Genomic DNA, 18722 nt, shown 5'->3' on the forward strand with positions numbered 1-18722 from the left:
TAATGACTAAATATATTTATATAAACCTTTTTATATGTTTTTGTTTGCTGGGTTGTACAACTAAACCTAAAGCTAAACAAACAGGCGAAAAAGACAGTGAAATGGTAGATTACTTTGCCGATAATGGTTTTGGTAATGCAGTGGCTATTGTTCAACATCCTTCTGGAGTTTATCATAAAGGTGTTACTTATATTGCTTATCAAGGTGCTTTAGAAGATCCTTATGTGGCTTCTTATAACCATACTACTAAAGAATGGAAAGGCCCTTTTAAAGCGGGTATTAGTGAAATGGGGAAAGACCCTAATAGAAAGAAAAAAATAGACAATCACGGTAAGCCAGCACTACTTATTGATGATGAAGGATATATTCATATTGCGTTTGGAGGTCATGGAGGAACACCAGATGATGGTAATAACCCATTAGGAAATCATCATTATGGAAAAAATTTACATGCAGTTTCTAAAAAACCATTAGACATTTCTGAGTGGGAAACATTAGATAACATTTCATTATTTGGAACCTATAGTCAGTTTATAAAAATGGATAATGGAGACATGTATTTGTTTTATCGCCACGGTGCACATAGAAGCAATTGGGTGTATCAAAAATCAACCGATAATGGAAAAACATTTGAAGAGCCAGTTTCCTTTTTAAAGCATAAAAGAAGAACAGAAATAGAAGCTGAAGATTCATGGTATCCATGGCTTTCTAAAGGTAATGGAGACGATATTATTGTAGCATTTGATTACCATGTTTGTAGAGATAGAAATAATCAGCAAGATGTAAGAGGTCATATTCCAGAACGGCATAATTTGTATTATATGGTTTTTGATACAAAAACAGCTGTCTGGAAAAATGTTAAAAATGAACATTTAGCAATGCCCTTAACTAAAGAAATGGCAGATGAAAAAACTCTGGTAAGTATCATTGCAGAAGATTGGACATTTCAAGGAGTAACAGATGTAGACCCAAATGGAAATCCACATGTTGGTATCATGGTTGGGAAGGATGTAGGCGCAAAAAGGAGTGCTCCTAAGCACTTGCAACATTTTAGATGGGACGGAAAAGAATGGTTAAAAAACGAGAATTGGAATTTACCTAAAGGAGATGCAGATATTGAGGTGCATTCTGCTACTGAAGTAAGTTTGTATTTAGAAAGTCAATCCCAAAAAGATATTGGAGAAATTAGTAGATGGGATAGCTTTGATGGAGGAAAAACATTTAAAAAAAACACCATTTTTTTAAGTCGAAAACATTCTGGTTTTATTATATCTGCGCTTATCGATAATCCACATCCAGATGCTAGAATTATTGTAGCACAAAAAGAGGAAGGTTCAGATTTCAGAAAAATGTATTTGTTAGGAGATAATGGTCCAATACAACGTTCAAAAAAAGAAACAAAAATTTTAAAAAATAATAAATAACAGAACAAATAAGTAACAACTATGAACAAATTGAACAAACTAGGTTATATTGTATTATTAGTGATATGTTTTTCCTGTGGAAATAAAACCAAAACGTCAGAAGCAAAAGACCATGAGTCTGAAGCGGCAAATCAAACTCCGAACATAGTATTCATTCTTTCTGATGACCAGTCTTGGACGGATTATAGCTTCATGGGCGATGAAAATATTGAAACCCCACGTATAGATCAATTTGCTTCAGAAAGTTTAGCCTTTACACAATCTTATGTGCCAACACCATTATGTTCGCCTTCTCTAGCAACAATCATTACAGGCTTGTACCCTAAAGACCACGGAATTTTAGGAAATGATAAGGTCTATAATCGTGGTAATATCCGCGGAAAAGAAAGAGCAGAAGCCTATAAGCCTGTTATTTCGGCATTCGAAAAGCAAACCACACTTCCAGATATGCTAAAGGAAAAAGGGTATTTGTCTTTTCAAACTGGAAAATGGTGGCATGGTAACCATAAAATTGGTGGCTTTGATTATGGTATGACACATGGAGATCCAACGCGCGGTGGGAGACATGGAGATTATGGATTGGAAATAGGAAGAAAAGGATTAGATACGATTAATAGCTATGTAGATTTAGCATTAAAAGAAAAAAAGCCTTTCTTTTTATGGTATGCACCTTTTTTGCCTCACAGACCTCATAATCCTCCACAACGTTTATTCGAAAAGTATAAAAAGAAAACAGATTCAGAGCATTTAGCAAAGTATTGGGCAATGTGTGAGTGGTTTGATGAAACTTGTGGACAATTATTCGATTTAATTGAAGATAAAGGTTTAACTGAAAACACATTATTCGTTTATGTATGTGATAATGGTTGGGCGCAAAACCCCGAGAAAAGTGGATACTTAAAGCATTCTAAACGCGCACCTTACGATATGGGTATTCGTACACCTATAATGTATAAATGGGCAGGGAAAATAACACCAAAAATGGATAAAAGTACAATAACAAGTAGTATTGATATGTTACCAACAGTTCTTGATGTTTTAGGAATTGAAAAACCTGCAAATTTACCTGGACTTAGTGTATTAGATGAAGAAGCACTAGATAAACGTAAAGGTGTTTTTGGAGAAGTATATGCTCACGATTTTGATACCATAGAAAATAGCATGTACTACAATATGGCTATTTTTCCTCCATATAAGATTATTGTTCCAGACCCTGAAAGAAAGAAAAATGAAGTAATACAGCTGTTTAATATCAATGAAGATCCGTTTGAAAAGAATAATATTGCTGCAGAAAACCCAGAAATTGTAAAAGATTTGCAAGAAAAAATAGCAGCATTCAGAGCTAAATAGTATAAAATTATGAAGAGAAGTTTCGTATTACTAGTATTGTTGATCGTTTTATTTTCGTGTAAACAAGAGAAAACCAATCAAAATACAGATTCAACGTCTAAACCCAACGTATTATTTATTGCAGTAGATGATTTAAACAATATGATTGGCCCCATAGATAACTTTTCAAATGTGCAAACTCCAAATTTTGATAGGTTGGCTAAAATGGGAGTAACATTTACAAATGCTCACGTTCAAGCGCCACTTTGTGGGCCATCTAGAGCATCTATTATGACTGGGTTGCGTCCATCAACTACTGGTATTTACGGCATGGCACCTGATAATAAAGTACGTCGAGATGGTAATCCAGCAACAAAAAATATTACGTTTCTTCCAGAATATTTTAAGAATAATGGCTATTACACTATGGGTATAGGGAAGTTGTTTCATATTCATGCACCAGATAGCGTATTTAATGAATCTGGTGGTCGTGTAAAAGGATTTGGGCCATTACCTAAAAAGCGTTTTGTATGGGATGGTAGGGGTAAAGGTATTAAAGGAATTCATGGTAAAACAAGTACGGATTGGGGGGCTTTTCCAGAGAATGATAGCTTAATGCCAGATTATGCTTCTGCAAATTGGGCTATAGAACGCTTGCAAAGAGATTATAATCAACCATTCTTTTTAGGAGTTGGATTTTTACGTGTGCACGTGCCATTATATGTACCACAAAAATGGTTCGATTTATACCCTTTAGAAGATATTCAAACACCGCCATATAAATCCGATGATTTGACAGATATTCCTAATGTTGGTTTACAGATCAACGATTTACCAATGATGCCAACTACACAGTGGGCTCAAAAAACAGACAATTGGAAAAAAATAGTACAAGCCTATTTAGCTTGTGTTAGTTTTGTAGATCATCAATTAGGTCGTGTTTTAGATGCTTTAGAAAGTAGTCAATATGCTAACAATACCGTAATTGTATTATGGTCTGACCACGGTTATCGTTTAGGAGAAAAAGAAACGTTTGCAAAACACGGTCTTTGGGAAACCGCAACAAAAGCACCATTAATGTTTGCAGCACCAAACTTACCAAAAGGGAAAAAAATTGATGCGCCAGTAGAGTTCCTTTCTATTTATCCTACATTATTAGAATTAAGTGGACTTTCTGCTTACAGTAGAAATGAAGGTAAAAGTTTAGTTTCAATAATGACTAACAATGAAGGTGTTGATGAGTCTTATGCTTTAACAACGTATGGAATGAACAATCACGCAGTTAGAACAGATCAATACAGATACATTCAGTATGAAGACGGAAGCCAAGAGTTGTACGACCATAGCAAAGACCCAAATGAATGGACAAACATTGCTAGTAATGCTGAAAACAAAGCGCAAATAGAAAAAATGAAAGCGCTTTTACCTAAAGAAAATTCAAAATGGGATGCAGAGTCTAAATATACATTTCAGCCTTATTTTGTAGAGCAAAAAGCAAGAACTAGTGTTAATAAATAAGAGCGAATAGCTAAACAACCAAATTTGAAATAGCAATCAAAAAAATGAAAATTAAATTACAATATCTGCCGATTCTTTTATTAATACTTACCAGTTTTTCATTTGATCAAATAAAAGATAAAGATTCTCGCAAGAAACAGCCTCTAAAGAATATACTATTTATTGCTGTTGATGATTTGCGACCTGAACTAAATTTTTACGGAGCGAATCATATTAAATCTCCAAATTTAGATAAACTTGCTGGCGAAAGTTTAGTGTTTAATCGTGCTTATTGTAATGTACCTGTTTGTGGTGCTTCAAGAGCAAGTTTAATGACTGGAGCTAGACCTACTAGAAAAAGATTTGTTAATGCGCATACAAAAAAAGATGTCGATTTTCCAGAAGCAACATCCTTACCAATGTTATTAAAACAAAATGGTTATGCTACAATTTCTAATGGTAAAATCTATCATTATAATAAAGATGATAAAAAAGCATGGGACGAAATGTGGCAAGCAGATCGCTTGTGGAGCTATGCTTTATCAGAAAGCCAAGAAATAAGAAAAAACACAAAAAGAGGATTACCAATAGAAATGGCAGAGGTACATGATTCTGTTTATAGAGATGGTAAATTGGCGTTAAAGGTTATTAAAGATTTGCAAAAATTAAAGCAAAGTAAACAGCCCTTTTTTTTAACAATGGGTTTAATGAAACCTCATTTGCCTTTTACAGCTCCTAAAAAATATTGGGATTTATATGACAGAGAGAAAATAGAATTACCTAAAAGTTATATTCAACCAGAAAGTACACCTAAGAAAGCATTTCACAAATATGGTGAATTAAGAAACTATGAGAATATTCCTAAAAGTGGACATTTGTCAGATGATTTAGCAAAAGAATTAATTCATGGTTATTATGCTTGTGTAAGCTATATAGATGCACAAATAGGGTTGGTTTTAGATGAATTAAAACGATTAGGTTTAGAAGACGATACCATCGTAATTTTATGGGGAGATCATGGTTGGAATTTAGGAGATCACAAATTGTGGTGCAAGCATGTTACCTTTGAAACTGCGCTAAGAACACCTCTAATCATAAAAGTTCCTGGTAAAACAAGTGGGCAAAAAACAAATGCAATTACAGAATATATAGATATTTATCCCAGTTTAGCAGAACTTTTGGAATTAGAAACTCCAAATACTGTTGATGGTAAAAGTTTTGTGCCAATTATAAACGGTAATAAATCAGATAAAGACTGGGCAGTATCAAAATTTAAAGATGCTGTTACTTTAATAAAAGGCGATTTATTTTACACAGAATGGATTAAAGATGATGGGATAGCCTATGCACGTATGTTATTCGACCATAAAACTGATCCTTTAGAGCTAAATAATTTGGCCGAAAAACCAGAATATCAACAAAAAATAAAGGTTTTGGCGAAAGAATTAAGGGAGAAATGGGGAAAAGATTTCTTAAGTAACTAATAATGATGAGGTCTTTTTTTGTTTTAATTTTTATTTGTTTTACTGCTTGTAAAACAAGTAAAACTACTCATTCATTAAATAAGAGAAACACCCCAGATTGGTCTTTAGTATTTAATGATAGTTGTACCCAAGACTGGACAAAAAATTGGACTTTAGATGGTCTAATAGCAACAGTTGAGAATTCAAAAAAAGGAATGCATTTCAAAGCAGGTTCAGAGGCTTATAATGATGCACATCATGCTGTTTTATGGACAAAAAAATCATACAGTGGAGATGTGAAAATTGAATTTGATTATACCAAAACAGATGATGAAAATCGATTTGTAAACATCCTTTACATTCAAGCTACCGGAGATAAAGAAGGAATTCATGAAAAAGATATCTCAAAATGGAATAAAAAGCGGGAAGTTCCTGCAATGAGAAAATATTTTGAAAACATGAACGTGTTTCATATCAGTTATGCTGCTTTTGGAAACAAAGGTGATGGTTTCTATTATGTAAGAGCAAGAAGGTACCCTAAACCAAATAATAAATCATTTAATTCAACTAGAATAGCACCTTCTTTTGATAAACAAGGTTTTTTTGAAAAAGGGAAAACCTATCACATTACTGCAGTAAAAACGGAGAGTATGTTGTCTTTCAAAATGGAAAATGAAGGGAATGTACAAACTTTTAAATGGGATATTTCTAAAGTAAAACCAATACAAGAAGGTAGAATTGGTATTCGCCATATGTATAGGCGTTCAGCCATTTACAAGAACTTTAAAATCTACACAAGGTAGTCAGGATATCTCAGGATGATTAATTAACTTAGGTTCCATAATTTGCATACTTCAATTTACTAATTGTATGTTCTATAAAAAACGCTTTATACTATTAGCTGTATCTGTATTCAGTTTTTTTTCGTGTAAAACAACCAAAACCTCAGAGAAATCTAATGACTCTGAAAATGGCCAAACAGAAATAAGTCAGCCCAATATTGTACTCATTTTTGCAGATGATTTAGGTTGGGTAGATGTAAGTACAGGAAATACAAACAAAAACAACGGTTCTAAAATTTATGAGACTCCTGTAGTCGATAAATTGGCATCTCAAGGAATGTCTTTTACAAATGCCTATACCAATCAAAATTGTGCGCCATCAAGGGCTGCATTAATTAGTGGACAATATGCAACAGGAGTAGATAACCAGGTGTATAATGTAGGTTCTTTAAAAAGACAAGACAAGAGAACTAAAGGATATCCAAATGTACTTATTGAACCTCACAAGCAAAAAAAAGTAATTGCAGAAGATGGTATTAATATGTTTGATGTCCTAAAAACAAAAGGTTATCAAACTGCTTTAGTGGGTAAAAGTCACGGAACTCCACATCCTCTAAAGGGTGATTATGGTATTGATTTACCAGCAGATATTCATCATATTATAGCAGCTCCAATTAACGGAAAAAGAACGAAAAAGTTTTATTTAGCCTTAAATTCTGATAAAAAAGGATGGACGTTTAATTCCGAGTTTGTAGATAAATATGCAAATCCTTATGATGATGAATACATCAACACAACTTTAAAACCATATCAATCTCAAGGAGATGTAGTTCTTTTAAAAGGAACACCAAAACATCTTACAGATGCTATTGGCGATTTTTCTGTAGATTATATCAAAGAAAAAGCAAACAACGAAAATCCTTTCTTTTTATATGTGCCTTTTCACGCGGTACACACAAAAGTGACAGGTAGAAAAGATTTAACTGAAAAATATCTAAAAAAAGGATTGAACCCTAGAGCAGCAGAGTATGCATCTATGATTGAGTTGTTAGATCAAAATGTTGGAAAAATAAATAGTGCCTTAAAAGATCCGAATGGAGATGGCGATTTTTCTGATGATATCACTAACAATACTATTTTCATTTTTTATTCTGATAATGGAGGCTTAAGAGAAAATAATCCACTGAAAGGTAAAAAAGGAAATTTAACAGAAGGAGGTCTTAGAGTTCCATTAATTTTTAGATATCCAAATGTGATAAAAGAAAATTCAGTAACCAATCAAGCCATACATTGCATCGATTTTTTACCCACTTTAGCAGATTTAGCTGGTGTAGATATTACCAAACTAAAAAAGAAAGATGGTAGTAAACCTAAATTTGATGGAGCTTCTTTTGCAAAAGTTTTAACAGGAGAAGCAAAAAGAATCTCAAGAAATAATTTGTTTTGGCATCTTCCGGGATATATGGATGAACGTTTTTCTCCATCAACATTAATTCAAACAAGAGTAGGGGAAGAATATTATAAGTTGTTTTATTTTTATGAAACTGAAGAATTTGAAATGTATAACATTACAAAAGACATTTCTGAAAAAAGAAATATTTTAAGTAGCCCTAAATCCAAAGAAATGGAAATTGCTTTACAAATGAATGCTGATATGCTAACTTGGTTAAAAACCAGCAATGCACCAACAGGAACTTGGGTGGAAAATGGAGAAAAAGTACCTTACCCTGAAAAAGACGCAGTAAAAGCATATAAAAAATAAGTAGTAAAGACAATGAATAGACAAAACTTACTTTTATTTCCAATACTATGTATTTCAATTTTATTAGCGGCATGTTCTGGCGTAAAACAAACGGATGCAACATCTAAAGCTATTTCTAAAACGAATACAGCACAAAGAAAGGCGAATCAACCCAATCTAATTTTTTATTTGGCGGATGACCAAGATGTATATGATTATGGATGTTATGGTAATGAAAAAGTAAATACTGCTGCAGTAGATCGTTTGGCAGCAGAAGGTATGTTATTTACCAATGCATTTACAGCACAGGCTATTTGTGCACCTAGTAGATCGCAACTTTTTACAGGAAATTATCCTGTTAAAAATGGTTGTTTTGCCAACCATACAGCTACAAGACCCAATATTGAAAGTATAACTTCTAGAATGAAAAAATTGGGCTACGAAGTTGTTTTGGCTGGTAAAAGTCATGTAAAACCTGCGAGTGTATACCAATGGGATAGAGAATGGGAACCAGTTCCTAAAAAGGGTGTGCCTAGAGATTATATTCCTTTAGATAGTATAGAAAGTTATTTCCAATCAGCGAAAAAACCATTTTGTATGTTTATTACTTCGAAATACCCACATGGAAAGTATTTTGATGTTGAAAATCCGAAAGCAGAAGCTATTAAGTTTTTCCCATTTAATGAGGATAAAAAAAATGACAAAGCTTTTGTAAAAAAGAAAGCAGGGTATTACAGAAGTATTGAAGAAGATAACACACAAATAGAAGGTGTTTTAAAATTGGTAGATGAGTATTTAGGTGATAACACATTATTTATTTACAGTGCAGATCACGGGGTTTCAGGTAAATTTACGGTAAAAGATATTGGTTTAAAAGTGCCATTTGTAGTGCGTTGGCCAAAAGTAATTAAACCAGGATCTACTTCAAATCAATTGATTCATTATACTGATGTTTTGCCAACCTTTATGAAAATTGCAGGAGGCGAATTAGCTGGCGATATGGATGGTACTAGCTTTTTACCCATATTAGAAGGTAAAGATGTATCAGTAAACAAATATGTATATGGAGTAAGAACCAATCAGAATATCTTAAATTCTGAAGTTTTTCCTTCTAGAATGATACGTAATACACGTTATAAGTACATACGAAACTTTAATTCGATTGAAGTTTTAGATAAAAATTTAACAGGGAAACCGAATGTAGATTATTTTATAAAACGTGGTGCTACTAAATTTAAAAACGAACCCTTAGAAGTGCTTTACGATTTAAAAAATGATCCTTTCGAACAAAATAATTTAGCAAATAACCCAGAATTGCAAGTTATTAAAGAAACTTTGAAAAAGGATTTATTTAGTTGGATGAAAGCTCAGGGCGATTTTCTTGATGAAAACATAGGAAATATGCCTTTAATTACTGCAAAAGGCAAGCGCGGTTTTAAATTAGATCAAGATACACCTAGGCGAAAAATTCCTGATTCGATAAAGAATACCTTAAAAGACACCGATTATATTTTTATAAAACACTGGTAACCAGAGAAGATGAATAAAATTTTAGTATACACCTGTAGTTTACTGTTGCTTATAGTAGCATGTAAACCAAAAGAAAAAACTGTAGTTGCTCAAAATAAACAAGAGCTTCAGGACAAAAATCAAAAACCAATGAACGTACTGTTTATTGCTATTGACGATTTAAGACCCGAATTAGGATGTTATGGATCACCGCAAGTAAAATCACCAAACATAGATCAATTTGCAAAAGAAGCTGTTGTTTTTAATCGTGCCTACTGTAATGTGCCTGTTTGTGGTGCTTCAAGAGCTAGTTTATTAACAAGTATTTTACCTACAAAAAATCGTTTTATAGATTATAGAGCAAAGGCGCAAGAAGACGTACCAAATGCAAAAACATTACCAAGTCTTTTTAAAGAAGCTGGTTATACTAGTATTTCAAACGGAAAAATTTTTCATTACAATAAAGACGTTCAGGAAGCAAGTTGGAGCGAAAACCCATGGATGCCAAAAGGAGGTCATCGTGTAAGTTATGACCCTACAACTAATAATGTAGTAATGAAATCCGGTAATGGGCGTGTGTATGAAGCACCAGATGTAGCAGATAGTAGTTATCCAGATTATAAAATAGCACAAAAAACAATAAGTGATTTACGTCGTTTTAAAAAATCAGGAGAATCTTTTTTTATGGCTTGCGGATTTTTTCGTCCTCATATGCCGTTTTATGCCCCAAAGAAATATTGGGATATGTATGATAGAGATGCCATAGAGATAGCAGATAACCGTCATTTACCTGAAAATGCTCCTAAGTCTTTAAGAGGTAGTACAGAATTTAAAACCTATAGCTTTGGTAATTATAAACCAAATACGGAAGCGTTCCATAAAATGATGCGTCATGGGTATTATGCCTGTGTGAGTTATGTAGATCAAATGGTTGGAGATGTGCTTAAAGAATTAGAAGCGCTTGGTTTGGCAGAAAATACAATTGTAGTATTATGGGGCGACCACGGTTGGCATTTAGGAGAGCACGAGTTTTGGGGAAAACACAATACCCTGCATAATGCATTACAAGTTCCACTAATTGTAAAAGTACCAGGAAAAGCTAAAGGACAACATACCGAAGCTATGGTAGAAAGTGTAGATATTTATCCTACTATTTGCAACTTAGCTAATATTAAAGCACCAGATTATATTATGGGAAAAAGTTTTACATCGGTTTTAGACGATCCTAAACAATCGTTTAGAAAAAATGTTTATGCACGATTTAAAAAAGCTGACGCGATTGTTAGAGAAGATTTTACGTATTCGTTATTCGAAAATGGAGAAGAGATGTTGTATAATCGTAAATTAGATCCTGAGGAAAACAAAAACGTTATTACAAACATCAAATATGAAAAAGTATTAAAAGAAATGAGAAATACTTTAAAAAGCAAACAACAACAAGCAAATAATTATAAATAATACCTGCTAATTGTTGAGGTAATTATGATGAAGAAATTATACTAAATGAATAGTATTATGGGAGGTAAAAACACTAAAACAATAATTCTTTTATGCTTACTTTTTGCAAATGTTTTATATAGTTATGGGCAACAACTAGAACGTCCTTTTATTATTGTAAAAACTAGTGAACGAGCAAAAATTTTAGCCAAAATTGAATCACAACCATGGGCGGAAAAAATTTATAACGATTTAAAATCAGAAACAGACGAGCAAGTAAAACAGTTTTATAAAAATCCCAAAGCTTACATTAAGCAATTGCCATTTAATTGGTCAAAAAAGAGGCGTAATAATTTTCCTCCTTTTTACAAAACCGACCATGTAGAAAATGGAAAACATAGAAATTTAGACAATGCTACAGATGAGGAGTGGAAACCAGCAGAATCACTAATTACCTATTTACAAGTTGCACTTAATTGTGGCGAGCTGTATTATTTAACTCAAGATAATAAGTATGCTTATGTAGCTAGTAGTATTCTGTATTCGTATATTAAATCAGTACAACAATCAGAAGTTTCTACTTGGAAAGGTAGAGGAGGATGGTTGTTTCCATATGATGGTTTTAGAGAAGTTCGTGTTTTGGGCTATAGACTGCCTTTAATCTACGATTTTATTCATCCTTATCTTAAAAATGAGGGCAAGTCTTTAGATGTTATTCAGTCTAAAAAAGTGAATTTTCCGTTTGAAGAAGCACAAACTGTTTTTAAAACCTATGCAAACATTACCGTAAATTATGGGCAAACTGGCTCCAATCATTCTGTTTTAGAAGCACCAAGTTTGGTATATAACGCTTTAGCTATGGATGATTTAGCTGAGCGTGAAAAATGGTTGAATTATTTCTTAATAAAAAGCACAGAAAATCAAGATGCATTATCTGTAATGTATCAAAATTATAAAAACAAAGGTGATATTTGGCCAGAAACATCACAATATTTAAATCATTCTACATCAATTTTAGCAGAGCTATTATTGATTGTAAATAGATATAACCCGTCTTTACAATTAGGAACCAAATATCAAAACGTTTTACACGCTTTACCGAGGTTAGATTATTTTGTGTATCCAAATCATGAAATCATTCGTTGGGGAGATGGACATAGGCGAGCTCATGCACCATATCAAGCTTATGAAAATGCATATGCTTTGGCTAAAAAGGAAGGTTTATCAGAATTGCAAAATAAATTTTTACCATTAATAAGTAGTGCTATTCAAAAAGGAAATTACAAACGATATAGCATTCAAGCACTTTTTTGGTATGATGAAGATTTTAAAGAAACCTCAGTTGATATAAATTTACCCAGAACAGATAGAGTGTATCATGCCGGTATAGTAATGCAACGAAACCTTAGCAGTACCAATAAACCAGAAGATGGATTAATGTGTACAATAGGTGGTGCACATATGGTACACGGTCATGCAGAAGGTATGAATATAGAATTGTATGGAGAAGGCCAAGTGCTAGGTGTGGATAATGGACGAAAGAAATACGGAAAAGATTTGCATGAAAATTATTCTAGAATTTTTGCAGCTCACAATACCGTAATTGTAAATGGAAGTTCCCAAGGAGAAGGCGGTTGGGTTAACCTAGGTATAAATAAGGTAGAATTGATTGCTATGGAGCCTAAAGTTGGTAAAGAAGGTGTGTCTCCGTACCATTCATTTAGTCAAAATAGTTTTGTAGATGATAAGGGAGAAAAAGCTGAGGCTATACAGGAAAGAACACTAGCTTTAATACGTACATCTCCAATCACAGGTTATTATGTGGATGTTTTTCGATCAAAATCGAAATTACCAAATGAGTATCATGATTATTTGTATCATAATATTGGAGATAAACTCCTCTTTGAGAATGATGATATGAAGTTTGAAAAAACGCCTAATAGGTATCAAGCAAATGCTAATGCAGACTGGGTACATAATAACCAATATAGAAATCCTGGTTGGCATTTTTTTAAGCATGTAAAAACATCAAAGGTTTATGATAAAGATGTGAAAGCTACATTTTATACAAAACGTTTAAATGATGGTGCTGTTTTTATGCAATTGCATATTCCTAGTTTTAAAAACAGAGTCTATACAAAAGTAAAAGCACCAATTACTTTTGAGTCACCTGAACCTTACAATACTATGCCAACGCCAACCTTAGTAATTCGTAATGGAGGAGAAGCTTGGAAGAACCCATTTGTTGTTGTTTATGAACCATTTAGTGAAAAAGAAAAGCCAACTATTCAATCGGTTTCAAAAATTGAGCAAGATGGGCTATATAAAGGTTTAAAAATTATAAGTAAAACTCCTTTGGAAACGTTAACACAATATGTGATTACACAATCGAAAGACGAAATATTTCAAAACGATGATATCTATTTCGAGGGGACTTTTGCAGTTATTACGATAAGTAATAACGATAAGTTAAAAAACATTTATATTGGAGAAGGGAAAAAGTTGAATTATAAAAATGAAGTTATAGAAACGGACTCATCCAATTCATATTTTAGAAACTATAACGAAGGGCACTAAGATTTAAATACCTATATTATCAATTTGTATAACTATTTAAAGCGAGTCTCTTTCTATAATATGAAATGGAACTTTTAGAGAGGTTTTCTTTTTATTTAAAATAGTTTCAGCAGCGGTTTCCCCCATAACTTTAAAATCAGTAGAAACTACTGTTATACCCAGTAATTCTTTTAGTTGGGTTTCATTATATGAAATAATTCCAATATCGTTGCCTAAAGTATACTCGTCTTCTCTTACCTGTTTTACTAAATTTACCAAATCAGATTCCTCAATGGTTATAAATAAATCTCCTTTTTTTAGAATCATATCTTCATAGACCTTGTCTAATATTTCAAAATCTAATTTGTGTTCAACACAAAACTTTCTAAAACCATGCAAAATCCGTCTCGGATAAGGATAAACCGATTTATCAGGATATGTGAGAATAACTTTTTTGTACTTTTTAATCTTATTGATTACTTTATTTAGAGCTTCATAAATATCATTTTCAAAATCTTGATAAACTTCTCCTAGAACACCTTTTAAATTAGGTTTAACATTATCTAATACTACTAATTTGTCTTTAGGGATTTTAGATAACATTTTTAAGGCCTTTTCTGTAAAACTTACATGCTTTAAATGTTCAGTTTTAAAATGCGGCATAATAACGTAATAATCAAAAGCAGATTTATTCTTCTCTAAAAGATTTAAAAATAGAGTTTCATCACAGTGATATACATGTAGAACGGTGTGGGAGTTTGCGCCTATATTGTTAATGAAATGATTGTAAGTTCTTAACTTATAGTTGCTAAGCTTGTTTATTAGGAACAAAATATTGACTTTAGAAATTAATTTTGTTCTTGATATGTAAAATCCTTTTCCTCGAATTGAGGTAATGATATTTCGTTCTTTTAGTATGCTATAAGCTTTTTCCACAGTATCTCTAGAGAGGTAGAATTCCTCACTAAACCTATTGATGGAGGGTATTTTTTGGTCTATACTAAAATTTCCGTTAGATATATTAGTTATTACAGAATCAACAATTTGTTGGTATTTAGGCACCCTCGAATTTTCGTCAATATTTATAAATTTATATATATCCATAATATTCTCTGGCAATTTTAAGAATTAATCTGATTATTCCCCAAAATTAAATCTTTTTTGGTCCAAAATCTAAAGTAAAGCTTTTGTTTTTGAATATCTAGAAATTTTATTATTTAAATAAAAAATTTTAAAGTTTTTTTAATTAATTATGACGGTTTTTTTCAACTTTTAATTTTATTAAATATATTCTTTTTTATGTATTTAATTTACTGATAACTAGCCTGTTGATGTATTAGTTTGAAGTGCTTGAATAGATGTAGGGAATCTGTCGTCATTTAATTTTTAAAAATAGCTGTAATATAACCCTATAGTACAGGATAGAAATCAATAGTCGCTAATTTATTTTTGAATGACAAACATTATATTAACACTAGAAAATGGAAAACATAACCAAGACCTTTAAATACGTAGATTACCTATGGGATGATAAACATGCCGATAGCTTAGGTGATAATCAAGTTGAATTATTCTTATATAGATCTAATATTTTAGGAGCTGATTTAAGAATTACTAACTATGGAGGAGGAAATACAAGCTGTAAAACTATAGAAAAAGATCCACTAACTAATGAAGAAGTTGAGGTAATGTGGGTTAAAGGTTCAGGAGGAGATATTGGAACATTAACACGATCTGGTATTGCAGGTTTATATACAGGAAGATTACGAAATCTTAAAAATGTATATCAAGGTCTTCACGATGAAGATCGTATGGTAGGGCTTTTTAATCATTGTATTTACGATTTAGATAGTAAAGCACCTTCTATTGATACACCATTACATGGGTTATTACCATTTGCTCATATAGATCATTTACATCCAGATGCATTAATTGCTGTTGCAGCAGCAGAAGATAGCGAAAAAGTAACCAAAGAAATTTGGGGAGATACTATGGGATGGGTGCCATGGCAAAAACCAGGATTTGATTTAGGTTTACAATTAGAAAAATGTTTAGCTGATAACCCAGGTATAAGAGGTATAGTTTTAGGTAGCCATGGTTTATTCACATGGGGAGATACTTCGTATGAGTGTTATATGAATAGTTTAGAGGTTATTGAAATGGCTTCAGATTATATCACTAAAAAAATTGAAGCTGGAGGTCCAGTATTTGGAGGTCAGAAAGTAGAAAGCTTACCTAAAGAAGAGCGTTTAGAAAAAGCAGCTCAAATTATGCCATTATTAAGAGGTTTATGTTCCTCAGAAAACAGAATGATCGGTCACTTCTCAGATACTGATGTTGTAATGGAGTATATCAATAGTAATGATTTAGAAAGATTAGCTCCAATGGGAACATCTTGTCCAGATCATTTCTTAAGAACAAAAATTCAACCATTAGTTTTGGAGTTAGATAAAAACGAAGATTTATCAGATTCTGAAGCAGTATTAGCAAAATTAGAGCCAGCATTTGAAGCTTACCGCAAAGAGTACGAAGACTATTATAATACTTGTAAAGTAGACAATAGTCCAGCTATTCGTGATGCAAACCCAGTAATTATTATTTACCCAGGTGTTGGTATGTTTAGTTTTGCTAAAAATAAGCAAACTACACGTGTGGCAAGTGAGTTTTATATTAACGCTATCAACGTGATGCGTGGCGCTGAGGCAATTACGTCTTATACTTCTTTACCAAGACAAGAAGCATTCAATATTGAGTATTGGTTATTAGAGGAAGCTAAATTACAGCGTATGCCTAAAGAAAAGCCATTGTCAAGAAAAGTTGCTTTAGTAACTGGAGCAGGTGGAGGAATTGGTAAAGCTATAGCTGATAAGTTAGCTGCAGAAGGAGCCAATGTGGTTTTAACCGATATAAACGAAGAAGCTTTAATTGAAGCAAACGGAACCTATGGTAGAGATGTTTCTTCTTATGCTGTTTGTGATGTAACAAGTACTGAGTCAATAGCAAGTGCATACAAAAAAGCAGTTGTTGAATTTGGTGGGGTAGATATCATAGTACATAGTGCTGGATTGGCAATTTCTAAGCCATTAGCTGATACAACAGATAAAGATTGGAATATTTTACAGAATATCTTAGTTAAAGGTCAGTTCGATTTAGCAAAACAATTTGCAGCTATTGTACGTCAGCAAGGACTTGGGGGCGATTACATAGCTATAGCAAGTAAAAATGGATTAGTAGCAGGACCAAACAATGTAGCCTATGGAACAGCGAAAGCGGCACAACAACACATGGTACGCTTGTTAGCTGCTGAACTAGCAAAAGATAAGGTTAGAGTAAATACAGTAAATCCAGATGGTGTAATTGTAGGAAGTAAAATTTGGGAAGGTGCTTGGGCTGAAGGAAGAGCAAAAGCTAACGGAATCACCGTAGAGGAATTACCAGCGTTTTATGCAAAAAGAAATTTATTGCATGAAATCATTACACCAGACGATATTGCAAATGGTGTATTTTCTCTAGTAGGTATTCTTGACAAGTCTACAGGAAACATTATTAATGTTGACGGTGGAATGGCAAATGCCTTTGTTAGATAGATAAAAATAAAGTAATAGTAATAGTAATTTGATTAGTTTAGTTAAAAAAAGAAAACTTCCATTAAAATTCTTATAATTTTATGGGAGTTTCTTTTCTTTTAAAGGGTAAAAAATATGAAGATTCAGCAAGAGCAAATATTAGAAAACAATAAAAAAGATTTAAAGAATCACGAAGAAAGTTATGATTTTTTAGCAAATAAGTTAAATAAAGATGGACATGATGTTTCTAAGATTGTGTCAAAACTATCAGACTTTCAAGTTGCTATACCAAGTTGGGCTTTAGGTGCCGGCGGAACTCGTTTCGGCCGTTTTTCATTTTATGGAGAACCATCAAGTCTAGAACAAAAGATAGATGATATAGGTGTTTTACACAGTTTAACGCAAACTGCTGGGGCTGTTTCTTTACATATTCCTTGGGATATCCCTTCAGATTATGCAGCAATTAAGGAAAAAGCAGATGCTTTAAACATCAAATTTGATGCTGTAAATTCAAACACATTTCAAGACCAAAAAGATGCAGCAGAAAGCTACAAATATGGGTCTTTAAGTAATACAAGTAAAGCCGTAAGAGAACAGGCTATTCAGCATAACTTAGATGTTATTAAAATTGGAGACAAATTAGAATCTAAAGCATTAACTGTATGGTTAGCAGACGGATCTTGTTTTCCAGGACAAAATAACTTCCAAACAGCATTTCAAAATACACAGGACAGCTTAATAGATATTTACAAAGGTCTACCAGATGATTGGAGTATGTTAGTAGAATATAAGCCTTACGAGCCAAATTTCTACAGTACAGTTATACAAGACTGGGGAGCATCTTTAATGTTAGCTAATGGTTGTGGAGATAAAGCATATACTTTAGTAGATTTAGGACACCACTTACCAAACTCTAATATAGAGCAAATTGTATCTATATTACAATTAAAAGGTAAGTTGGGTGGATTCCACTTTAACGATAGTAAGTATGGAGATGACGACTTAACTGTAGGAAGTATTAAACCTTATGCGTTGTTCTTGATTTTTAATGAATTAGTTTATGGTATGCAAAACAATCCACAGAATCCAGATTTAGCTTGGATGATTGATGCTAGTCATAACGTAAAAGATCCTTTAGAAGATTTAATTCAATCTTTAGAAGCCATTCAAGAGGCATACGCAAAAGCAATGTTAATCGATCAAAATGCTTTAAAAGCAGCACAAATCGATAACGATGTTGTAAAATGTCAAGAAATTTTACAAGGCGCTTACCGAACAGATGTTAGACCTCTTTTAGAAAAAGCACGTTTAAACTCAGGAGGAGCTTTAAGCCCAATAAATGCATACCGCGATTTAGGTGTTAGAGATACTTTAATCACAGAAAGAGGTAAATACACAGTAGCAACAGGTTTATAACC

General features: G+C 32.7%; 12 protein-coding genes. 11 read left to right on the plus strand and 1 reads right to left on the minus strand.

All coding sequences use genetic code 11. The features are described 5' to 3' along the window. The first annotated feature begins 2 nt into the window (after positions 1-2). From EYD46_RS01585 to EYD46_RS01625, 9 genes are all read left to right on the plus strand, one after another. Positions 3-1424 carry a BNR-4 repeat-containing protein gene (locus EYD46_RS01585; protein WP_130935300.1) on the plus strand — a complete coding sequence of 474 codons (1422 nt, stop codon included), beginning with the start codon at positions 3-5 and terminating at the stop codon, positions 1422-1424. A 21-nt stretch (positions 1425-1445) separates the two neighbouring features. Next, positions 1446-2774: a sulfatase-like hydrolase/transferase gene (locus EYD46_RS01590; RefSeq protein WP_130935301.1), complete on the plus strand. Its 1329-nt coding sequence runs from the start codon at positions 1446-1448 to the stop codon at positions 2772-2774. Between the two features lie 9 nt (positions 2775-2783). Further along, positions 2784-4271: a sulfatase gene (locus EYD46_RS01595; RefSeq protein ID WP_130935302.1), complete on the plus strand. Its 1488-nt coding sequence runs from the start codon at positions 2784-2786 to the stop codon at positions 4269-4271. A 44-nt stretch (positions 4272-4315) separates the two neighbouring features. Further along, the gene (locus tag EYD46_RS01600; RefSeq protein ID WP_130935303.1) at positions 4316-5734 is read left to right on the plus strand and encodes a sulfatase; all 1419 of its coding nucleotides are present in this window, start codon (positions 4316-4318) and stop codon (positions 5732-5734) included. 2 nt (positions 5735-5736) lie between these two features. Further along, positions 5737-6516, plus strand: coding sequence for a DUF1961 family protein (locus EYD46_RS01605; protein ID WP_130935304.1), 780 nt, complete (start codon positions 5737-5739; stop codon positions 6514-6516). A 67-nt stretch (positions 6517-6583) separates the two neighbouring features. After that, the gene (locus tag EYD46_RS01610) at positions 6584-8257 is read left to right on the plus strand and encodes a sulfatase-like hydrolase/transferase (protein ID WP_130935305.1); all 1674 of its coding nucleotides are present in this window, start codon (positions 6584-6586) and stop codon (positions 8255-8257) included. A 12-nt stretch (positions 8258-8269) separates the two neighbouring features. Continuing rightward, complete coding sequence (locus EYD46_RS01615) at positions 8270-9766, plus strand: sulfatase family protein (protein ID WP_130935306.1); 1497 nt, start codon at positions 8270-8272, stop codon at positions 9764-9766. Between the two features lie 9 nt (positions 9767-9775). Continuing rightward, on the plus strand, positions 9776-11203 hold the full coding sequence (locus EYD46_RS01620) for a sulfatase (protein WP_130935307.1): 1428 nt from the start codon (positions 9776-9778) through the stop codon (positions 11201-11203). A 45-nt stretch (positions 11204-11248) separates the two neighbouring features. Then, the gene (locus tag EYD46_RS01625) at positions 11249-13759 is read left to right on the plus strand and encodes a heparinase II/III domain-containing protein (RefSeq protein ID WP_130935308.1); all 2511 of its coding nucleotides are present in this window, start codon (positions 11249-11251) and stop codon (positions 13757-13759) included. 36 nt (positions 13760-13795) lie between these two features. Here EYD46_RS01625 and EYD46_RS01630 read toward each other — a convergent pair whose 3' ends face one another. Further along, positions 13796-14842 carry a GntR family transcriptional regulator gene (locus EYD46_RS01630; RefSeq protein ID WP_165454316.1) on the minus strand — a complete coding sequence of 349 codons (1047 nt, stop codon included), beginning with the start codon at positions 14840-14842 and terminating at the stop codon, positions 13796-13798. Between the two features lie 377 nt (positions 14843-15219). On the opposite strand from EYD46_RS01630, the gene EYD46_RS01635 reads away from it, so the two are divergent. Beyond that, positions 15220-17325: a bifunctional aldolase/short-chain dehydrogenase gene (locus EYD46_RS01635; protein WP_174719878.1), complete on the plus strand. Its 2106-nt coding sequence runs from the start codon at positions 15220-15222 to the stop codon at positions 17323-17325. A gap of 114 nt (positions 17326-17439) precedes the next feature. Continuing rightward, complete coding sequence (locus EYD46_RS01640) at positions 17440-18720, plus strand: sugar isomerase (protein ID WP_130935309.1); 1281 nt, start codon at positions 17440-17442, stop codon at positions 18718-18720. The last annotated feature ends 2 nt before the right edge of the window (positions 18721-18722 follow it).

This window comes from Hyunsoonleella pacifica, assembly GCF_004310335.1.
Taxonomy (GTDB): Bacteria; Bacteroidota; Bacteroidia; order Flavobacteriales; family Flavobacteriaceae; genus Jejuia; species Jejuia pacifica.

What these genes read in the sequence shown, in the direction of transcription:
- EYD46_RS01620 (WP_130935307.1), top strand. Translation starts at nt 9,776, where the DNA reads ATGAATAAAATTTTAGTATACACCTGTAGTTTACTGTTGCTTATAGTA.
- EYD46_RS01630 (WP_165454316.1), bottom strand. Translation starts at nt 14,842, where the DNA reads ATGGATATATATAAATTTATAAATATTGACGAAAATTCGAGGGTGCCT.
- EYD46_RS01585 (WP_130935300.1), top strand. Translation starts at nt 3, where the DNA reads ATGACTAAATATATTTATATAAACCTTTTTATATGTTTTTGTTTGCTG.
- EYD46_RS01625 (WP_130935308.1), top strand. Translation starts at nt 11,249, where the DNA reads ATGAATAGTATTATGGGAGGTAAAAACACTAAAACAATAATTCTTTTA.
- EYD46_RS01605 (WP_130935304.1), top strand. Translation starts at nt 5,737, where the DNA reads ATGATGAGGTCTTTTTTTGTTTTAATTTTTATTTGTTTTACTGCTTGT.
- EYD46_RS01640 (WP_130935309.1), top strand. Translation starts at nt 17,440, where the DNA reads ATGAAGATTCAGCAAGAGCAAATATTAGAAAACAATAAAAAAGATTTA.
- EYD46_RS01635 (WP_174719878.1), top strand. Translation starts at nt 15,220, where the DNA reads ATGGAAAACATAACCAAGACCTTTAAATACGTAGATTACCTATGGGAT.
- EYD46_RS01595 (WP_130935302.1), top strand. Translation starts at nt 2,784, where the DNA reads ATGAAGAGAAGTTTCGTATTACTAGTATTGTTGATCGTTTTATTTTCG.
- EYD46_RS01590 (WP_130935301.1), top strand. Translation starts at nt 1,446, where the DNA reads ATGAACAAATTGAACAAACTAGGTTATATTGTATTATTAGTGATATGT.
- EYD46_RS01610 (WP_130935305.1), top strand. Translation starts at nt 6,584, where the DNA reads ATGTTCTATAAAAAACGCTTTATACTATTAGCTGTATCTGTATTCAGT.
- EYD46_RS01615 (WP_130935306.1), top strand. Translation starts at nt 8,270, where the DNA reads ATGAATAGACAAAACTTACTTTTATTTCCAATACTATGTATTTCAATT.
- EYD46_RS01600 (WP_130935303.1), top strand. Translation starts at nt 4,316, where the DNA reads ATGAAAATTAAATTACAATATCTGCCGATTCTTTTATTAATACTTACC.